The following is a 19,865-nucleotide window of genomic DNA, read 5'->3' on the forward strand; positions in this document are numbered from 1 at the left end:
CCACGATGCCGATCCGCAACATTCCCGGTGGCGATATTGAGTACTACCTGATCCTGTTTGACGAGAACGGCCGCGAGCGTGCCGAAGCCGACGGCACGATGCTGAGTGCGGCGGTAAACGCGCGTCTCGCGGCGGCCGACGATCCGATCACCGACGTCTTCGTCTGCAGCCACGGCTGGCAAGGCGATGTGCCGGCGGCGATCGATCAGTACGATCGCTGGATTGGCGCGATGGCGCAGTGCCAGGCCGACCTCGCCGCCATGGAGGCGCGCAATCCGGCCTTCAATCCGATGGTGATCGGCGTGCATTGGCCGAGCCTGCCGTGGGGCATGGAGACCGTACCCGCGACCGCCGCCAGTATCACGTCGGCTTCCGGTGTGCTGGCACCCACCGATGACGCCTCCAGCAATGACGCGATCGACACGTTGGCCGGGCAACTGGGCGGCGACGTTGCCGCGCGAGACGCGCTGCAACGCATCTTCGCTTTTGCGGACAAGGCAAGCGACACAAACCTGCCGGGCCACGTGCTGGCGGACTTTGAAACGCTGTTCGTCTCTTCGAAACTGCGCACGGGCAGTTCCGCCGGCCGGCCGGGCGCCGATCAGGACGGCTTCGACCCGCAGGCGATCGTCGACGCGCTCGCCCCGCCAGCCGGCACGGCGGCGGCGCCGGCCGCGGGCGCGGCGGCGCCGCATGTGCTAGGTATCGTTAGCGCGATCAAGGATGCAGTGGTCGCGCCGCTGCGGCAGCTCTCGTTCTGGAAGATGAAAGACCGCGCTCGCACTTTCGGCGAGGGCGGCGCGCACGCGTTGCTCGGCGCGATGCAGAGCGCCAGCGCAACCGCGCGCTTTCATCTGATGGGCCATAGCTTCGGCTGCATCGTCGTGTCGGGCATGATCGCCGGCGAGAACGCCGCGAGCGCGATTCCCGCGCTGCGCCGGCCCGTCGATTCGCTTTTCCTCGTGCAGGGCGCACTGTCGTTGTGGTCCTTTGCGGCCGATGTGCCGTTTGCGCCGGGCACTTCAGGGTACTTCTCGCGGATCCTCGATGGCGCGCTGGTTTGCGGACCGCTGCTCACGACGCAGTCGACCTGGGACACCGCAGTCGGCAAGTTCTATCCACTCGGCGCGGCGGCAAAGGGACAGTTTCTGCTGGGCGCCGATTCGTTTCCGAAGTATGGCGGCGTCGGCGCTTTCGGCATTCAGGGCGCGCCCGAAACGGTGGCGTTGACGCTCGGTGCGCTCGACACGCGATACGACTTCAGCGACGCGCACGTATTCAACTTCGATGCGAGCGGCGTGATCCGCAACGGCAACGGGCCGGCCGGTGCGCATAGTGACATTGCGCATCCAGAGGTCGCGCATGCGTTCTGGTCGGCTGCACTCGCGGGAGCATCGGCGACTGCGGCCGGCACCGCGCACCGCGGCGCGGCTGCCGCCGAGGCCGCCGCGCTGCCGGCAGTGCGTCCGCCTGCGGCCACGCTGCCGTCGCGACGAGGCCTGCTCGACATCGAGGAAACGTTGGAGCCTCCCACTGGCGCGGCGAACGTGCAGCGCGGCGGCCTGCTCGATATTGCGGATGCACCGCAAGCCGATATGGCATCGGATGACGCCTCGTCGCCAGGCGGCAGCGCGCCGGCCGCTTCGTCACCGCCGACGGAGCCCGCGGCAGCCGCGCCCGGCAGCGCGCCCCCGCTTCCCGCAGCCGCACGCTGGATCAACGCCGGATTCGAGGACAAAGACCCCGCCGATCCGCTCGTCAAAGGCCAGTGGCATACGCTGGCCTTCGGCGTGGACGTGACCGCACATCAAGATGAGCCGGTCAGCGTGCCGTTCACGGAGCGTGGCGTCTTTGGCCCCGGCGACGCCACCGTCGTGCTCACGGTGCAGATCGACACCGACGACTTCGACCTTTCGGGGAAGACGGGCTTGATGCGCGTACCGCCCACGGGCAAGGGCTACTCGAAGGCGCGTTTCGACATCGCGGCGCGCAAGGACGGCCCGTGCGCGCTGAAGGCGACGATCCTGAAGGACGGTCAGTTCATCCAGCAGATCGACCTGATCTTCGACGTGGGATCGGCGACGAGCCCGGCCGTGCAGGTTGCCACGCGCGGCCGCGGAATCGACGGCCTGGCCGTGCTGCAGCCGCGCGACCTGAGTCTGCAAATTTATCCGGGCGCAGCGGGTGATTACGAGTGTGTGCTGTGCGGCGCTGTCGCGACGCACGTGCGCTTGCCGGTCAATGCCGCGTTGATCGACGCGTACATCCGCTCCGCCCGCGACAGCCTCATGAAAGTCGTCATGTATCGGGACGCGGGCGGCAACTATGTGTTCCAGAGCGGCATCGACGTGCCGCAGGACGCGCTCGACAAGGCGTTGCCGATCATGGCGGACGCCGGCGCGCTCCTCCTGAACACGCTCTTTTATGGCCCGGGCGCCGGCGACGACGTGCGCGCCGTCGGCAATGCGCTACGGCAGCTCGGCACGCGTCCCGATCTGCGGTTGAAGATCCAGATCGTGGCGCAGACGCTGCCGGTGCCGTGGCCGCTGCTTTACCTCGGCGACGTGAGCGGGGACGTACCGTACAGCTGGGACAATTTTCTCGGCATGCGGCACATCATCGAGCAGATCCCGTTGCAGAATCCGATGGCCGTGACCGAGCCGGAGATCACGAGCACGCCGAGCCTGAACGTGAGCCTGAATTTTCACGCGGGCATCGACGCGGCAATGGGCGTCGACGTGGTCGCCTCGCAGCGTGCATTCTGGCAGGCACGCGCGGGCACGACCATCGAAGACCGCGAGAGCGGCGACGATTTCATCAAGGCGCTGCGTCAGGCACAGACGCCCGATCAGATCCTTTATCTCTATTGCCACGCCGTCTCGAAGGGTTTGACGGATCCCGGCGGTCCAGGCGCATCCTGCATCGAGCTCACTGACCGGCTGGTCAGCCTGAACGACCTGAAGCTGCGCGCGCCGACCGACACGCGACTGGCCGGCAAGCCGCTCGTGTTCATCAACGCGTGCGAGTCGGCGGAAATGTCGTCGACGTTCTATGACGGGTTCGCACCGTACTTCATGGACAAGGGCGCGCGTGGCGTGATCGGCACCGAGTGCAAGACGCCGGCCCTCTTCGCTAAAGCCTGGGCCGACCGCTTCTTCGAGGAATTCCTGGCAGGCGTTGCGTTAGGCGACGTCATGCTCGGCCTGCGCGACGAGTTTCTGAAGGAGCATGGCAACCCGCTTGGCCTGCTTTACGCGGTACATTGCGACGCCGATACGCGGATCGATCCTGCGTTGCAAGCGTCGAAGACTTCGCCCGTCGCGGTTGCCGAAGGCGCAGTGAAGCGCCCCGGTGACGTGCCCGCGCCTGCGGCCGGAGCGGCGGGATGAGCGTCGTCCATAGCGTGGGCGACGCACCGGACCCAGCCGCCACCGCCTCCGCGTCGCCCGCGGCACCGCACGACTCCCCGGAGGTCGTGACGCTGCGCGGCGTGTCGCTCGGCCAGCATCGTCCGGTATTGACGAACCCGGCGTCGCGCGATTCAGCGCAAGCCGATGCGTCGAACGCGTCCACAGCGCCCAACGCACCGCTGCGAATCGAGGTCGTCAACGCCGACCTGAAGTTCGTCGACGAACCCGTGATGTGCGGCCACTATCGCGGAAGCGTCCTGGCAGGCGCGGAGTGCGTGCTCGACTGGCTGGTGGGGCGCGCGATGAGCACGTCGATCCGGCTCGGGCGCTATCCCCAGGCACTCAAGGCACAGCAGGTTTTCGTCAACGCGTCGGTCGATCGCGTCAATCCGCTGCGCAGCATGCCGCGTCCGGCGGGGGTGATCGTCGTCGGGCTGGGCGATGAGGGTCATTTGCGCGCGAGCGGTCTCGTGAACGCGGTGCGGCTAGGCGTTATCGCCTGGGCGCAACATGTGGCCGAAGATGCGCGCACGCGTCAGGGCGCGGCCGGCGTGCCGTGCGTGCCCGCGTGGTTCAATCTCGCGGCCACCCTGGTGGGCAGCGGCGGCACCGGCATGTCGCCGGGACTGGCTGCGCGCTCGGTAGCGGAGGGCGTGCTGGAAGCGAGCCGCATGCTCGCCGCGGTGACCTGGCCGAAAGTCGGCACGCTGACGCTGGTCGAGTTGTATCTCGACCGCGCTGTCGAAGGTTGGCGCGCCGTGCAACTGCTGAGCGAATCGGCACGCGGCTGTTATGACGTGCAGCACTACGTGCGGATCGGGACCGGCGCGCTGCTCCGTCCGCTGGAATCGAGCTATCGCGGCGCGGACTTCGATCTGATTTCCGCGGCCACGCAGATCGATCAGGACGGCGCGTCCTCCATCGTGTACACGCTCGACACACGCCGCGCCCGCACCGAAGTGCGCGCGGTCGCGGCGCAAGGGCGACTGCTTCAGGAACTCGTCAGCGTTGCGTCGTCGAGCACGTGTAACGACGCGAGCGTCGGCCGCACGTTGTTCAAACTGCTCGTGCCCGTGGAGATGCGGCCACTGCTCGACGGGTCGAGCGAAATGCAGATCGAGCTCGATTCCGGAACGGCGGCCATCCCGTGGGAGCTGCTGGATACGACGCGCGATCTGGAGAGCGCGGAGACCACCGGGAGTGGCGGCCACAAGCCCTGGGCGATACGCACCAAGTTGCTGCGCAAGCTGCGTACGCAGGAGTTTCGCCGCGAGGTGGAGGATACGGGGCGCGAAGCGCCGATCCTGCTGATAGGGGATCCATGCGCCGACGACCGCCGCTACCCACTCCTGCCGGGCGCGCGGCGCGAAGTGCGCACGGTGCGCGATCTTTTGACGAACGGGCTTGCCGGGGCGCGGCGCGTGACGACGCTCGTCGCGGACTCGGACACGGCACGCGGCCCCGACGCTCGCGAAGTGGTGGTCAATTTGCTCGATAGCGACTGGGGCGTCGTTCATATCGCGGGTCATGGCCAGCCGGTCACCGACCACCTCGCGACCACCGATGCCCTTGCGCCCCGGGGAGGGATTTTTATTGCACCGGCCGCCACGGCTATGGGAGGCCCAGGCGCGGCGCCGGCCGGCGCGGCTGCAAACGGCAACGGCGCGGGGCCGTCCGACCCACGCGCCACCGAAGGGGGCGCCGTCTCGAAGAGCGCCGCCGCGCGCGCGGGCGGCGTGGTGCTCTCGAACGGCGTCTTTCTCGGCGCGGAAGAATTCGCGAAGATGCAGCGGGTACCGGAGTTGGTGTTCATCAACTGCTGCTATCTGGCGCGCAGCGATCCGGGCAGTCTGCTGGAAGTCGTCGTGCCGCCACTGAACCGGCCGTACTTTGCCGCGAGCGTGGCCGAAGCGTTGATCCGCATCGGCGTACGCTGCGTGGTGGCGGCGGGTTGGGCCGTCGATGACGTCGCCGCCGAGAATTTCGCCAAGAGCTTTTACGAAGCGCTGCTCGATCGCCGCCGCTTTCTCGACGCAGTGGCGATCGCGCGCGAAGCGGCCTATTCGCCGGACAACAACACCTGGGCCGCGTACCAATGCTATGGCGACCCGGACTGGTATCTGCGTGCGCCGCTGCTGGACCAGGAAAGGCCGACGGCCGACGGCGTGCGGCGGCGCGACTTCGGGGAAAAGGCGTTGGCCGACCGCTACGCGTGCATCGCCTCCTCGCATGGCCTGATGATCGCCTTGCGGCAGATCCAGACCGAACTGCGCGTCAACAACGCCGACATCGCAGCGGCCAGAGCCCGGCTCGACTTCCTGCATGCGCAGTATGCGCAACCGGCGCCGCACTGGGAGCGCATCGGCGAAGTGGCCGAAGCGTTCGCCGACGCCTGGAAGGAAACCGGCGATCTGGAGCAGGCCGCGAAGTGGTATCAGATGGCGGTTCAGGCCAACGACGGAAGTGCGACGCTGCATGCGACCGATCAGCTCGCCTTTACACAGGTCCGGCTTGCGCTGCACCGCGTGCGAGAAGCGGCGGTGGGCGGCGATCCAGCACGGCTGCAAACGGCCGTCGAGGCGGCGCGCAGCATATACGGCGCGACGACCTCCAGCCTGGGTCATCTCGTCACCCTGTATCCGTCGATGGAGCGGCTTGCGCTATGCGGATCGGCAAGTATGCGGCTGGCGATGGTCGAGCGCTTCGCAGGCTGCCGCGAAGCGCAGCTCGCTGCGATCACCCAGGCCATGACCCACTACATCAGAGCCGAAACGACGGGCAGCGACACAGGCGATGCCAGGGTGTACTACGTACGTATCCAGCGCTGTGCGATAGAACTCGTCGCGCATCTCGCCGGGCAACTCGAACAGTACCGCGAGCCCGACTGGACCGTAATCGGCGCAGATTCGCCCGAGGAAGATGAGACCGAACCCGACTTCTGGAGCCGCTCGGCGCGCAGTACGGTCTGGATTTATCAGAGTGTCGCGCGCAGAGCGCTTGCGCAAAACATGCAGCCGGTGATGAGTGATCTTGCGGATCTGCACCGGTGCCTGCCCGCCCGCAACAACTGGAGCGCGCTCTACGATCAGTGCGATTTCGTGCTTGCCGAATACGCACAAGCGTCGGCAAGCCTCGAACGCGATGCGGCCCACTCGCTATTGGCGCAGTTGCTCGACTGGACCGCGACCGATACGGCACAGGGACCGTAGCGGCCGCGTTTCCGGCCTGCGCAGTCAAAGGTCCGGTAACTGGCTGATATAGCTCTTGCTGTGTTGCGCGACGCGATTGCTGAGATCGGGTTCCAGCGAGTCGAGAATCGCGGTGTCGATCTGCGCCTGCGAAGCGTAGTGGGAGAACTGGACGTCCTCATGCTTCGCCTTGAAAAAGAGCACCTGCGTGACGACGGCGTTGGCCTTGATCACGAAGGCCATCAGCGAGACGACGAAGCTGCCATCGGGCGCGGTTTCGGCCAACGCGACCTGAAAACTCGACGCATTCACAGCCTGCGTCTCGCGGTCGAAGATCGTGATCCAGGGCTTGCTCGTATCCATGGTCGCGAGCGCGTTGAGCGTCGTGCTGATCAGCGAGAGGGCGCTCACCGCACCGGGACCGAGGAGGAGTGTGGCGACGGCAAGGATCGCTTCGTGCGTTTCGAATTCGTTCGCCGTGTCGGCGGTGTGAGTCGTTGTCGTTGTCTGCACGAGCCAGCCGATGTTCGCGAGCACGGACGTGTATTGCTTGTACCAGTCGTCGATGTCGCCGCCGTCGGGCACCGCGCGGCGCGCGACGAGTTGCGCGAGCAACAGTGAGTTCGTGACGGCGAGTCGGCGCTCGGGCGGCACGCCTTGCGCGAACGTCACGACGCCCGAACCCACGACGACGGCCTGGTCCTTGCTCGCGTCGAAGCTGGGCGTGGTGTCGTCGAGCAATAGCGATGCGTGCGACTTGTCGACGGGCGGCAGCGTGACGCCGAGCAGATACGTGCGCGCGGAATCGATCGTTACGTTGGTCATGAGCGGCTCCTTGGGGAATACGCCTGCTTCGCAATACATCGTAGTTCATGCGCAGCGGGCGTGCTGCGGATTCCTTGTGGAGAGAAGCGCGACGCGAGAATGGTCCTTCGTTTGGCTCGTTGTTGCACGTGCCACGCGCCCAGCACAGCGACCTCGTCGACATCGGGAAAGCCGGGCGGTGTGGTGGGAGCAAGGCCAGCAGCGAGGGTGACGCGTTCTCGCGGCGTTATGTTTTAGTGACAAATACGTTCATTATGATAAGAATACTTATCGTTATAGCATTGTCGCATGTCTTGTTTTCGCGGAAAACTTGGTGTTGCTACATGCTTCGGCGGCGGCGCCTCTTCCCGACGGCGACGAGCGCTCTCGGGAGCCAGTCATGGGACAATCAGGACGGTACTAGCGGTGCAATCTGTTTAAAGTATGCCGAACAATACTCACCATTGAATCGCTCATCTTTGCGTCGATACCCATCGTTGGGTACTTGCGTATACAATAGTACGCATTATGGGGGTGCCCGCGTGGCCACCGCGTCCCGAGCCGCACGCAATGCGCGCAGTTGATGCGTGTCCTTGTCAGCTCCGCAATCGATAGGCCGAAGGTGAGTCCTTGAGCGAAAAATCCAATACATCGTTACGTGAGATCGAGCCGCCAGCGGATGCTGGGCAAGGCTCGCTTGCACAATATGTCTACACCCGACTTCGCCAGGAGATTCGCAACCGAGAACTCGTTTCGGGAACCCGATTGCGAGAGACCGATATTGCCGAACGGCTAGCCGTTAGTCGTACCCCGGTGCGCGAGGCGCTCAAACGGCTCGAATCGGAAGGCATGGTGCGCTTCGCGCCGCCGCGCGGCTTTGTCGTCGAGCAGCTTTCGGAGCGGCAGGTCATGGAACTCTACGCGATGCGCAAGGTACTGGTGGGCGCGGCGGCGCGTTTCGCGGCCGAACAGGCTTCGCCGATCGAAGTGCTCTCGATGAATCAGGTCGTCGCGCAACTGGAACGCACGAAGGTGCCAGAGGAAGTCGCGGCGCTCAATCGTCGCCTTCATGAAATCATCGTCGCCGCCGCGCACAACGAGTATCTCTCGAAGGCCGCAAGCGTCCTCGGCGACGCGCTCGCGCTGCTCGGCACGACCACGTATTCGCAGCCTGGCCGCATTAAGAGTGGACTCGCCGAGAACAAGCAGATTGTCGCCTGCATCGCGCGGCACGACGCGGACGGCGCGGAGAAGGCCGCGCAGGCGCACGTCGCAGCCGCGACGGAACTGCGCCTGCAGATGCTCTTCGGCCCGGAAAGCGGCCAGTCCGGCAGTTAAGCTTCAGAACCGCCCGGCCGCCGTGCCGAGCGGTTCATCCGGCGTCCCGGCAAGCGCGGGATTGATCGTTTCGAGCTTGCGCCCCGTCGTGCGTGCGCCGAACGCGAGTGTCACGGCGGCCACTGCGAGCCACGCCCCGGCGATATACGCGAACACCCAGACATAGCCGAAGCGCGTGAAGATCGCCGCGACGATGAACGCGTTGCCGACATTGGCGAGCCGTCCCACGCCATAAGCGAAACCCGCCCCCGTGTTGCGAATATCGGTGGGATATTGCTCCGGCGTATACGCGTAGCAGAGCGAAACGAAGGTCTGCGTGAGCATGCCCACGCAGAATCCGAATGGCACGATCACGAAGGGGTCAGTGCCGAGCCCGTAGAGCAGGCCGCACACGGCGATCAGCGCGGACGTGCCGGCTATGCTGAACTTGCGCTCCACGCGGTCGGCGAGCGCGGCTGCGAGCAGCGCGCCGGGCACCGCGCCCAGATTGATCAGCGTGATGTAGGTGAGGCTCTGCACCACGGTCACGCCATGCCGAACCAGCAAGGCCGGCACCCACGCCTGGAAGCCGTAGAAACCGACTGTCTGGAGGATCCAGATGGCCCACAACGTGAAGGTGCGCCCGGCGTAGGGGCGCTTGAAGAGCGCGTGCCAGTGCGTGCGCGGTTCGGCCGCCTGCGAGATCAGCAGCGGCGCGGGCAGCGGCCCGGCGCTGCGCTCGACTTCGGCTTCGATCGCGCTCAGCACGCAGTCTGCTTCGTCCATGCGGCCGTGTCGCGCGAGCCAGCGCGGCGACTCGGGAAAGGAGCGGCTGAACGCGAGAAAAACGGCGCCGAGCGCTCCCCAGACGAAGATGAGCCGCCATCCGTTCGGACCGAGCGGCACGACGAGCCGCGCCACCCAGCTCGTGATGGGCACGGCGCTGAGCGCGATCGCCATCGCCCAGCCTTGCCAGGCGCCACGGCGCGCGGCAGGGTACATCTCGACGATATAAGCGATCACCACCGCCGTCGCTGACGACACTCCGATGCCGGTCAGCAGCCGCGTGATCATCAGGAGCGGGACGTTGGGCGCGAGGGCGTTTGCGAGCGAGAAGAACGAATAGGTAGCCACGAACAGCATGAGCGCGCGTTTGCGCCCGATGCGGTCCGACAGAATGCCGCCGAGCGTCGCGCCGAGGAACATGCCGAAGAACCCCGCGGAGGTGAGCATGGCGATGCTGGTCAGAGAGAGCCCCCACTCCTTGACGAGCGCCGGTGCGGCATACGAAAACGTGAAGATGTCCGAGATATCGAAAAAGAACGGCAGACTGATGAGCAGCAGCAGCCTGCGATGAAAGCGCGAGACGGGCAGCCTGTCGACACGCGCGGCAATCAGTTCATCGTTCATGGTCAATGCGCCCTTCCATGTCGGCTTGCGATCAGGGGACCCAGGCGGTTTCGTCCGAACCGTCGCCGGGCGTCGTGCTCAGCGCGAGCGGCGCGCTTGCGCCGGCTGCGCCCGGTAGCGCGCGCCTCGCCATGAGCGTGCCGAGCAGGGCGATGTCACTGGCTTCGTCGATGGCTTCCAGGCGCTCGTAGAGCGCGAGCGCTTCGGATGTGCCGATCGCCCGACTGCAACGCGCGACAAAAGTATCGCAGCTGAGATGCGCGGGCGGGGTGGCGTCCGGGATGTCGCCGAGCGTGGAGGCAGCTTGCGCGAGCGCTTCAATCAGCGTGTCGTCCTGCGTGAGCTGCGCCGCAGCTCCAGTCTCGCCTTGTTCGGCCAGCATGACTGCCTGCAGTGCCACGCGGGCGCGTTGGCCCGCACGTAAGGGCGTTGCGAGCGCGTCGCCGTTCGCGGCGGCTTCGGGATCTGCCTCGTTCGTCGTCGATGCGCCGAGCACGAGCGCTGCCGCTGTCGCCGCAGCGTCGAAGCAAAGCAGGTGGCTCGCGGCCGCGACGGTAGCAAGGATCGTGGCGAGCCCAGGCGCGACGGTCGGTGCCGCACTGGCGAGGCTATGCGCGGCTGCGTCCCCGGCGAGCCACGCCGCATGGAACCGCTGGCCAGGGAGCTTGCGCGCTTCGGCCAGCGCGAAGAGGGCGGCGAAGCGCGCGGCATGGCCTTCGCCACTGCCGCCGCCTGTTTCGTGCGCTCCGGCGCTTGCCGCTGTGCCGTTCGCCAGCGCGGCGTCGAGCATCGCCACCCGCCGCGTGGTGCCGGCGGCGAGGCATGGCCCGCTTGCCGCGCGTGCGCCGGCGTTTTCAGCGAGCCACTGTGCCGCTGCGCTGCCCGAGCCGCTCATCAATGCGCCAACCGCTTTGATGATGGCTTCACGCGCCGCGGCCCTGGCGCGCGGCGCGGCAGCGCGCGCGTCGAATGCCGCGACGCGCACGGCCAGCGGCAGCGCGGCGGCGGTGAAGGTGCGCTGGTTCATTGTTGAGCCCTCGCTGAGCGCGTTCACGAGCGTGCCGACGTGCGGCCGGCAATGCGCCCGAACGTCGCTCCGGAAACGAGCCCCGTGCCCGCGGGATAGTTGTCGTAGAAGAGACCGCCGACCATCTCGCCGCATGCGGTGAGCCCTGGAATGGGCCGCCAGTCGGTGCCGATCACGCGCGCCTGATCGTCGATCTTCAGGCCGCCGAAGGTGAAAGTGATGCCGCCCGTGGCCGAATACGCATAGAACGGCGCCTTGTCGAGCTTGAGCGCCCAGTTGGTCTTATCGGGGCTCAGGCCGCGCGTGGCGAGGCCGTCCTTGCCGGTCGGGTCGAAGCCGTCCGCCGCGTCGTGGGCCGCGGCGTTATAGGCCTGCACAGTACGCAGCGCCTGTGCCTTGTCGTCGATGTCGATCTGGGCAATGAGCGCCTCCAGCGTGTCGGCCTTGATCGGCTCGCTCGTCGCGTAGCGCGGCTCCAGCAGGTGAACGGTCTGCGAATCGAAAAGCTGGTAGACCTTCGCGCCTGGCTCCGCGAGAATCGCGCGGCCGTATTTCGCGTAGGTGAACATCGCGCCGTCCTCGCCTTCGTCCACGAAGCGCAGGCCGTTTCGGTTGATCATCACGCCGTAGAGGTAGCTCAGGCGGTTGCTGCGGTCCGTCATTTCGCGCGGCGCGAAGTTGCCCCAGTCTGCACTGATCGGCGTGGCGTGGCAGCCGCTCCACTGGCCCCACGGCATTGCGCCGATCTCCATCGCCATGCGCAGGCCGTCGCCCTGGTTGTGGGGCGTGCCGCGCACCTTTGCCCCGCCCACGAGCGGTCCAATATGTTGCGTGCGCATCTGCACGTTCGCTTCGAAGCCGCCGCAGCCGAGGACCACCGAACGGCTGTTGAGGGTGTGGATGCCCTCGTCATCGCGCACGCGCACGCCGCACACGCGGCCGCTCGCGTCCTGCAGGATCGCCGTGACCGCTGCGCCGTAGCGCACTTCGACGCCAAGTCGTTCCACCGCCGCGAACCACCCGCGCGAAAGGCCCACGCCCTCGTGCTCGGCACGCACCACGAGCCCGCGTGCCCAGATGATCTGATTGCCCTTGCGCACGCCGGTGAGGCTCACCGCTGGCTCCATGCGGATTTGGCCGGTTTCGTGCATCCAGAACACGGTGTCTTTCGAATTGTCGACGAGCACGCGCGATAGCACGGGGTCAGTCTGGCCGCTCGTGACGCGCATGAGGTCGCCGTGGAAATCGTCGCGCGTATAAGGATTGATGCCGGCGTAAAAGTCCTCGAACTCTTTTTCGACCCCAGGCAGCAGCGGGCCGATCTCGCGCGGGTCGTCAAAGGCGAAGCGCAGGACGCCGCCGCTCCAGTGCGTATTGCCGCCGCGCATGCCGCGCGGGGCCTTCTCCAGCACGACGACGCGCTGCGCGCCATTTTCGCGCGCCGATACGGCTGCGGCGAGTGCGGCGTTGCCTGCGCCTACCACGATCACATCATAGTCGGTCATTCCGGGGCTCCTCTCGGTGGACGTTTGGGGGGCGTTTCGGTGTCAGCCTGTACGGGTGGTCCGCGCGTCTTGTCATGCCTGCGCCGACAATCGTTTCGCGCGCAACGAGAGCGGTTTCGCACGCGGCATGCAGACCGCCTGATTGTCCGATTGAGAGTACTAGTGTATACACAAGTACACCAGTAAGTACATTCCCTGGCTACATGACGGGTCGGGGAAAGGACTAGGCTTTCGCCATCTCGTCAGCCATGGCGAGTTGGGGCAGCGACGCCTCGCTGTGTGCCATGGCTTGCGCCGGCGTGCCTGCTGCGCCGGAAGGACTGCACCGATCCGGCAACCGCCATTACGCACGCAAGGCACGCAGGGCCGTGCGCCGCGGCGGCTGCGCCAGAACCACAAGAACGTGCCTCGGCCAGCGGCGTGCGTCCGTTGGCCCGAGCGTTTGTGCAAAGCCAGGAGAGACGAGTATGGCAACCCCGACCGGCCCCTTGTCGATTCCCGTCAGCAGTGCAGCCGCGATTTCGGAGCAGGCCACATACCGCAAGGTTGCGTGGCGCCTCACGCCGCTTCTGCTGCTGTGCTACGTGGTCGCGTATCTCGACCGCGTGAACGTGGGCTTCGCCAAGCTGCAAATGGCGGCCGACCTGCAACTCTCGGACGCCGTGTATGGGTTCGGCGCGGGCGTGTTCTTTCTCGGCTATTTCCTGTTCGAAGTGCCGAGTAATCTGATCCTGCATCGCGTGGGCGCGCGCGTGTGGATCGCGCGCATCATGATTACGTGGGGCCTGGTTTCGATGCTGACGATGTTCGTGCGCACGCCGGGCATGTTCTTTCTGATGCGTTTCCTGCTAGGCGTAGCCGAAGCAGGGTTCTTTCCCGGCGTGATTCTCTATCTGACGTACTGGTATCCGGCGAGCCGGCGCGGCATGACTACGGCGTGGCTCGTGACCGCCGTGGCGCTTTCCGGGCTGATCGGCGGTCCGCTTTCGGGCTGGCTGCTCACGGCGCTCGACGGCGTGAACCAGTGGCATGGCTGGCAGTGGCTCTTTCTCGTGGAGGGGTTGCCGTCTGTGCTCATCGGTCTCCTCGTGCTGGGGAAGCTCGACGAGCGTATCGAAACGGCCCGTTGGCTCAGCGACGAAGAAAAGTTGCTGCTTCTCGACAATCTGCGCGCCGATGCCGAAGCGAAAACCCAGACTTCGGTTCGCATGGTCTTCACGAATCCGCGCGTGTGGCTCATCTCGCTCATCCACTTCCTGTTCGTGATGGGGTTGTACGGCGTGGGCTTCTGGCTGCCGACCCTCATCAAGGGCACTGGCGTCGCCGATGCGCTCACGATCGGCCTGCTTTCGGCGATTCCGTTCGGCGCGGCCGTGGTCGTGATGCTCGCGGCGGCGAAGCATGCCGACATCCGGCGCGAGCGCCGCAGGCACGTCGCGGGGTCGGCATTGGCGGGCGCGCTCGGGCTCCTGCTTGCCGTGCTGTGGGCCGACCATACGGCGCTCGCCATGTGCGCGCTCACGCTCGCGACGGCCGGGATCATCACGACGTTGCCGCTGTTCTGGTGTCTGCCCACGGCTTTCCTGGGCGGCGCCGCTGCAGCGGCGGGTATCGCATTCATCAACGCGATCGGCAATCTCGCGGGTTTTCTGGGCCCATACGCGGTGGGCTGGCTCAAGGAAGCGACGCACAGCAGCGCGCCTGCCATGTATCTGCTCGCGGCTTGCATGGCGCTCGGCGCCGTGCTCGCGCTCGCGTTGCCTGCGCGGCTCGTGGACCGTTAGCGCGCGACGCTGTCACGCACCGCATGACCCGCACAACCAGCACGGCGCGCGCAACGCGCGGCCGGACAAAGGAGGCGATGTGGATATCAGGAAGTGTCGGCTGTATATCGACGGCGAACGCATGGAGCCGTACAGCAAGCGCGTGCTGCCGAGCGTGAATCCCTATACGGGCGAAGTGTGGGCCGAAATTCCCGAAGCCGGTGAACAGGACGTCGCGCGCGCGGTGGCGGCCGCTTCGCGCGCATTCCACGCAGGCTGGCGGCAGACCTCGGGCGTGGCGCGCGCCGCGCTCATGCTCAAGCTCGCCGCGCTGATCGAAGCCAACGCGGACCGCATGTCGGCGATCGAGAGTACCGACAACGGCAAGATCGTTCGCGAGACGCGTCCGCAAATGCTGTGGGTGGGGCGTCAGCTGCGCTATTTCGCGGGCTATGCCGACAAGCTGTTCGGGCAACACGTACCGCTCGACCAGCCGGATACACTCGATTACGTCTCGCTCGAACCCTACGGCGTGGTTGGCCTCATCACGGCGTGGAACTCGCCGCTGTCGCTGCTCGCGAACAAGCTCGCGCCCGCGCTCGCAGCGGGCAATTGCGTGGTGGTGAAGCCGTCGGAACACGCTTCGGTCTCGACGCTCGAATTCGCAACGCTCGTCGAGGAGGCGGGTTTTCCGCCGGGCGTCTTCAACGTGGTGACGGGCGGAGCCGAAACCGGCCGCGCGCTCGTGAACGATCCGGGCATCGCGCTTGTGAGCTTCACAGGGAGCGCCAACGTGGGCCGCGAGATCGCGGCGGCCGCCGGGCGCCGGCTTGTGCCGGTGAAGCTCGAACTGGGCGGCAAGTCGCCCAACATCATTTTCGATGACGCCGATCTCGACAAGGCTGTCGTGGGCGCGCTCGCCGGCATCTTCGGCGCAACCGGGCAGACCTGCGTGGCTGGCTCGCGCCTCTTCGTTCAGCGCGGCGTATATGGCGAAGTGGTCGAGCGCCTCGCCGCGCGCGCGCAGTCGATCCGCATGGGCGACCCGTGCGACCCCGCCACCGAAATGGGCACCGTGGCCAACGAGCCGCAGTTTCGGCGCATCCTTGCCGCCATCGACGCTGCGAAAGCCGCCGGTGCGCGCCTCGTCACGGGCGGCGCACGCGCGCAAGGTGCCGGGCTCGGCAAAGGCTTCTTCATCGAGCCGACCATTTTCGCCGACGTCGACAACCGCAGCGAACTCGCGCAGGAGGAGATCTTCGGACCCGTCCTCGCGATCATTCCATTCGACACGGAAGCCGAGGCGATCACGCTCGCCAATGATTCGCGCTACGGGCTCGCGGCCGGCATCTGGTCGCAGGACATCTCGCGCGCGATGCGCGTGTCGAAAGCGCTCAATTGCGGCACCGTGTGGGTCAACACATATCGCGCGCTCGCGGCGCAGGCGCCGTTCGGCGGCATGAAGGAGTCGGGCATCGGCCGCGAGCGCGGCGAAGCGGGCCTGCGCGAATACCTGACCACGAAGAACGTGATGATCGACTACTCAAGCGCCGTGCGCGATCCGTTTGCGATCCGCACGTAAGAACCGCGCGTCACCAGGAGAAGCAAGGACATGAATCCGTATTCCAGCATTGGTTTCATCGGTCTAGGCGTGATGGGCAGCGCCATGTGTGCGAATCTCGCGCGCAAATCGTCGCTGCCGGTCCATGTGTTCGACACCTCGAAGGAGGCGCTGGCCGAAGCCGTTGCAAGCGGCGCGCAGCCGGCGGAGTCGGCAACGGCGGTGGCACGCGCCGCCGATATCGTTTTCCTCTCGCTGCCTTCGATCGACCAGGTCGAGACGGTGTGCGCCGAACTGGCGCGCGCGGGCGAGCGCCTGACGACCATCGTCGACATGAGCACGAGCGACGTCGCGCGCACGCGAGCGCTCGCGAAAGCGCTCGGCGAGCGTGGCATCGCGCTGATCGACGCGCCCGTCGCCCGCACGCGCGAGGCCGCCGTGAAAGGCACGCTGATGATTTCGGTGGGCGCGAGCGACGCGGGCTTCGCGGCCGTGCAACCGCTGCTCGCGCTGATGGGCTCGGACGTGCTGCATTGCGGCCCGGTCGGAAACGGCCAAACGATCAAGATCCTCAACAACATGCTCGTGTTCATGACCGTCAGCGCGCTCTCCGAAATCATCACACTCGGACGGCGCGCGGGTTTCGACGGCGAGACGCTCTTCAACCTGCTTTCGAAGGGGTCGGCGGACAGCTTCGTCCTGCGCAACCATGGCATGAAGTCGCTCGTGCCCGACAGCTTCCCCGAAAAAGTGTTCCCGCTCGTCTACGCGATCAAAGACGCGGGCCTCGCGCTCAATCTCGCGCGGGAAGCGGACTTCGAGCCGCATATCGCGAACTACACCTACGACCTGATGTGCCGTGCGCGCGATGCGGGCTTCGGACAGAACTATCATCCGGCGATCGTGCAACTCGTGGACGGGCGCGTCACGCCGTCCACGAACGAGCCCGACTGAGCACCGAGCCGAGCTTGCCGCGGCGCATCGCACGGCGCGCCGCCCGTTGCAGCTTCACCGACGTCACGGAGGCGGACCATGGTCCCGCAGGAAGCCGAGGTCATTTCGAAGATTCGCCGGCACATCGTGCCGCTGCTGATGCTGTGTTATTTCGCGGCCTATCTGGATCGGGTGAATCTGAGTTTCGCTGCGCTTTCGATGAACGAGGAGCTGGGTTTTTCGCCGGCCGTGTTCGGCGCTGGAGCGGGCATCTTCTTCCTGGGCTATGTTCTGTTCGAAGTGCCAAGCAATCTTGCGCTACGCCGCTTTGGCGCGCGCCGCTGGTTCGCGCGCATCATGCTGACCTGGGGTGTGCTGTCTTTGCTGTTCGCCTTCGTGAGGACGGCGCCGCAATTCATGGGCTTGCGCTTCCTGCTGGGCGTGGCGGAAGCAGGCTTCTTTCCCGGTGTGATGCTGTTTCTCACGCGCTGGTTTCCCGCCACGCATCGCGCGCGCATGATCGGCGCGTTCGCCGTGGCGATCCCGGCTTCGGCGGGTATCGGCGCGCCGCTTTCGGGCCTGTTGCTGAACCTGCATGGTGTGGTCGGTCTGAGCGGCTGGCAGTGGCTATTCATCATCGAGGCGGTGCCGTCGCTGGTGCTTGGCGTGGTGCTGCTGCGCGTGCTGGTCGATTCGCCGGACAAGGCGTCGTGGCTCGACGACGCGGAGCGTCAATGGCTCAATACGCGCCTCGCTGACGAGCGTCGCGCGCTGCCGCCCGGCAACGGCCACGCTGGCGCGTGGCGCGCGCTGCGCAATCCGCGCGTGTGGGTGCTGGGTTTCGTGTATTGCGGCATCGTCGCGGCTAATTACGGTGTGACTTTCTTCCTGCCGCAGATCGTGCGCGCGTTTGGCGCCTCGTTCACGGCGGTGGGTTTCCTTTCGGCGTTGCCATTTGTCGCCGCGGCGATCGGCGTGCTCTGGTGGGGCGCGCGCTCGGACCGCCTGCGCGAGCGGCGCTGGCATCTCATGATTCCCGGCATCGTCGCCGTGCTGGCGCTGATCGTCGCGGCGTGCACGGACTACCCGCCGCTGCGTCTTGCCGCGCTGACCGCGGGTGGCTTCGGCGCGTTCGCCAATCTGCCGGTGTTCTGGGCGCTCACGCCCACGCTGCTCGCCGAGGCGGAGGCGCCCGCGGGTATCGCGGTCGTCAGTTCGATCGGCAATATCGCCGGGTTTCTCGCGCCGTATGCGGTGGGCGTGCTCAAGCAGGCGACCGGCACGTTCGCGGCGGGCATGCTGGGGCTGGCTGCCTTCGTTGCGCTGACCGTGATCGTCGCAGCCGTGCTGTTGCGCGCGGACCGAGCGGGCGGTGCGCTGGCGAGTGGCGCGGCGCACTGAATCGACAAGCAAGGGCGGCTTGCAGCGCGGTTAGCGGGCCGTGCGGAGGCGGCGCGCGCCCGCACGTTCTTCCACAACGTTCGCAGGACATTCCCAAATGGCCGACCTTGATGCGAAGCGTGACCCGTGGAGCGAGCGACGCGCGCGGCGAACTGCCGCGCCGCCGCATCGCGTGCGCGTGCGCCGGTTCTCAGGCCGGCTGGCGCACCGGTGCCCAGACGAACGAATCGTCCTCGCGCACCCCGGCCGCGCCCGATGCAACGAGTCTCGCGCACTCCTGCGCGCTCAGTCCGGCGGCTTTGAGGATCTCGAGGGTGTGCTCACCGAGTTCGGGCGGCGGCAGCGCGCCGGGTGCAGCCGCCGTAGACGCGGCGCCTGGAAACTCGGGCACCTCGAATGGCAGTCCGCGATAGTCGACCGAACGCAGTTTGCCCGGTTCGTGCGCCTGTGGCGCCTCCAGCACGCGTTCGAGCGGCAGGACTTCGGTGCAGCCCACACCGATCGCCTTCAGGCGCGCGGCGATGCTGTCGAAGGTGCAGGCGCGCACGGCGTTGCGCACGATTTCCTCGACGTTTTCACGCGCTTTCTTGCGCTGACGCAGCGTGACGAGCGACTCGTCGGTGGCCTGCGGCAACGCGAGCGCCTCGCAGAACTTGCGCCAGTGTGCGTCGTTGAGCATCAGCAGATAGATCCAGCGGTCGTCGGCGGTGAGATACGCGCCATAGCCCGGCATGCTGAATTCGCCGTGAGGTTCGCGCTCGGGGCGGCCGAAGAGATGCGTCTTCAACTGCACGCCGACGAGGTCACGCGACGCCACGTGCAGACCCGTTTCGTAGAGGCCCACTTCGACATGCCGGTCGTTGCCGTGCGCACCGTCGGTCTCGCCGAGCATGGCCGCGAGGATGCCGATCACGGCATAGGCGCCCGCGAACTGGTCGTGGTACGAAGGCCCGAGCCGGCTTGGCCGGCCGTTCACGCGATTGGCTTCCATCACACCCGTCGACGCCTCGGCGACAGGGTTCGATGCGAGATCGTCGGCCTGGGGCCCCGCAGCGTAGCCGCGAATATGGCAGTAGACGAGCGACGGATTGATGGCGCGACACGCCTCGCGCGTGACGCCGAGCTTGCGCGCGGCCTTGGGCGCGAGATTGTGCACCAGCACGTGCGCGCCGGCGACGAGCTTCATGAATGCCGCCCGGCCTTCGGGCTTGCCGAGGTCGATGCACACGCTCTTCTTGCCGTGACTGTAGGCGACGAAGGTGCCGCTCGGGCCACCGCGCACGAGGCTGCGCGTCGGGTCGCCGGCGGGCGGCTCGACCTTGATGACCTCGGCGCCCAGCTGCGCAAGGATGTGGCTGGCGAAGGGGGCGGCCAGCATGGTGCCCAGTTCGATGACGCGTCGTCCGGCGAGGGGTGTGTGCTTCATGGTTGCCTCGGCTGTGGGAATAAGAATGCATTCTATATTTCACGATAAAACGAGAAAACTCAATAAATGCGGGAAAAACCCTGACTTGCACCTTCTGAAATAGTTTATAGAATGCATTCT

12 protein-coding genes are annotated in these 19,865 nt (G+C 66.4%); 7 read left to right on the forward strand and 5 right to left on the reverse strand.

Annotated features, from left to right (window positions below):
• Positions 1 to 5 precede the first annotated feature (5 nt).
• Together JMY28_RS19850 and JMY28_RS19855 are read left to right on the forward strand one after the other, a co-directional pair.
• A complete protein-coding gene (locus tag JMY28_RS19850) occupies positions 6 to 3,389 on the forward strand; it encodes a CHAT domain-containing protein (RefSeq protein WP_201697617.1) in 3,384 nt (1,127 codons plus the stop codon).
• Entirely contained in the window at positions 3,386 to 6,619 is a 3,234-nt protein-coding gene (locus tag JMY28_RS19855; protein WP_201697618.1) for a CHAT domain-containing protein, read from the forward strand. Before JMY28_RS19850 ends, JMY28_RS19855 begins: the two co-directional genes overlap by 4 nt.
• Positions 6,620 to 6,643: 24 nt before the next feature.
• Here the strand turns inward: JMY28_RS19855 and JMY28_RS19860 are convergent, their stop codons facing one another.
• Positions 6,644 to 7,423, reverse strand: a complete 780-nt coding sequence (locus JMY28_RS19860; RefSeq protein WP_201697619.1) for a hypothetical protein — start codon at positions 7,421 to 7,423, stop codon at positions 6,644 to 6,646.
• 609 nt (positions 7,424 to 8,032) lie between these two features.
• On the opposite strand from JMY28_RS19860, the gene JMY28_RS19865 reads away from it, so the two are divergent.
• Positions 8,033 to 8,740 carry a GntR family transcriptional regulator gene (locus JMY28_RS19865; RefSeq protein WP_201697620.1) on the forward strand — a complete coding sequence of 236 codons (708 nt, stop codon included), beginning with the start codon at positions 8,033 to 8,035 and terminating at the stop codon, positions 8,738 to 8,740.
• Positions 8,741 to 8,743: 3 nt separating this feature from the next.
• On the opposite strand, the gene JMY28_RS19870 is transcribed toward JMY28_RS19865, so the two are convergent.
• The 3 genes from JMY28_RS19870 to tcuA are packed head-to-tail and all read right to left on the reverse strand — an operon-like array spanning position 8,744 to position 12,661.
• The gene (locus tag JMY28_RS19870) at positions 8,744 to 10,129 is read right to left on the reverse strand and encodes an MFS transporter (RefSeq protein ID WP_201697621.1); all 1,386 of its coding nucleotides are present in this window, start codon (positions 10,127 to 10,129) and stop codon (positions 8,744 to 8,746) included.
• Positions 10,130 to 10,160: 31 nt separating this feature from the next.
• The gene (locus JMY28_RS19875) at positions 10,161 to 11,156 is read right to left on the reverse strand and encodes an MmgE/PrpD family protein (protein WP_201697622.1); all 996 of its coding nucleotides are present in this window, start codon (positions 11,154 to 11,156) and stop codon (positions 10,161 to 10,163) included.
• Between the two features lie 23 nt (positions 11,157 to 11,179).
• A complete protein-coding gene (tcuA, locus tag JMY28_RS19880; RefSeq protein WP_201697623.1) occupies positions 11,180 to 12,661 on the reverse strand; it encodes an FAD-dependent tricarballylate dehydrogenase TcuA in 1,482 nt (493 codons plus the stop codon).
• A gap of 467 nt (positions 12,662 to 13,128) precedes the next feature.
• Here tcuA and JMY28_RS19885 point away from each other — a divergent pair, with 467 nt between their 5' ends.
• The 4 genes from JMY28_RS19885 to JMY28_RS19900 all read left to right on the forward strand — a co-directional run bounded on the left by JMY28_RS19885 (position 13,129) and on the right by JMY28_RS19900 (position 18,319).
• A complete protein-coding gene (locus tag JMY28_RS19885; protein ID WP_201697624.1) occupies positions 13,129 to 14,445 on the forward strand; it encodes an MFS transporter in 1,317 nt (438 codons plus the stop codon).
• A gap of 79 nt (positions 14,446 to 14,524) precedes the next feature.
• Positions 14,525 to 16,006, forward strand: a complete 1,482-nt coding sequence (locus tag JMY28_RS19890) for an aldehyde dehydrogenase (RefSeq protein WP_328809432.1) — start codon at positions 14,525 to 14,527, stop codon at positions 16,004 to 16,006.
• Positions 16,007 to 16,036: 30 nt separating this feature from the next.
• Complete coding sequence (locus JMY28_RS19895; RefSeq protein ID WP_201697625.1) at positions 16,037 to 16,939, forward strand: NAD(P)-dependent oxidoreductase; 903 nt, start codon at positions 16,037 to 16,039, stop codon at positions 16,937 to 16,939.
• Positions 16,940 to 17,017: 78 nt separating this feature from the next.
• Positions 17,018 to 18,319 carry an MFS transporter gene (locus tag JMY28_RS19900; RefSeq protein ID WP_201697626.1) on the forward strand — a complete coding sequence of 434 codons (1,302 nt, stop codon included), beginning with the start codon at positions 17,018 to 17,020 and terminating at the stop codon, positions 18,317 to 18,319.
• A gap of 190 nt (positions 18,320 to 18,509) precedes the next feature.
• On the opposite strand, the gene JMY28_RS19905 is transcribed toward JMY28_RS19900, so the two are convergent.
• Complete coding sequence (locus JMY28_RS19905; RefSeq protein ID WP_201697627.1) at positions 18,510 to 19,745, reverse strand: CaiB/BaiF CoA transferase family protein; 1,236 nt, start codon at positions 19,743 to 19,745, stop codon at positions 18,510 to 18,512.
• Between the last annotated feature and the right edge of the window lie 120 nt (positions 19,746 to 19,865).

It is taken from the genome of Paraburkholderia hiiakae (assembly GCF_904848665.1).
Lineage (GTDB): Bacteria > Pseudomonadota > Gammaproteobacteria > Burkholderiales > Burkholderiaceae > Paraburkholderia > Paraburkholderia hiiakae.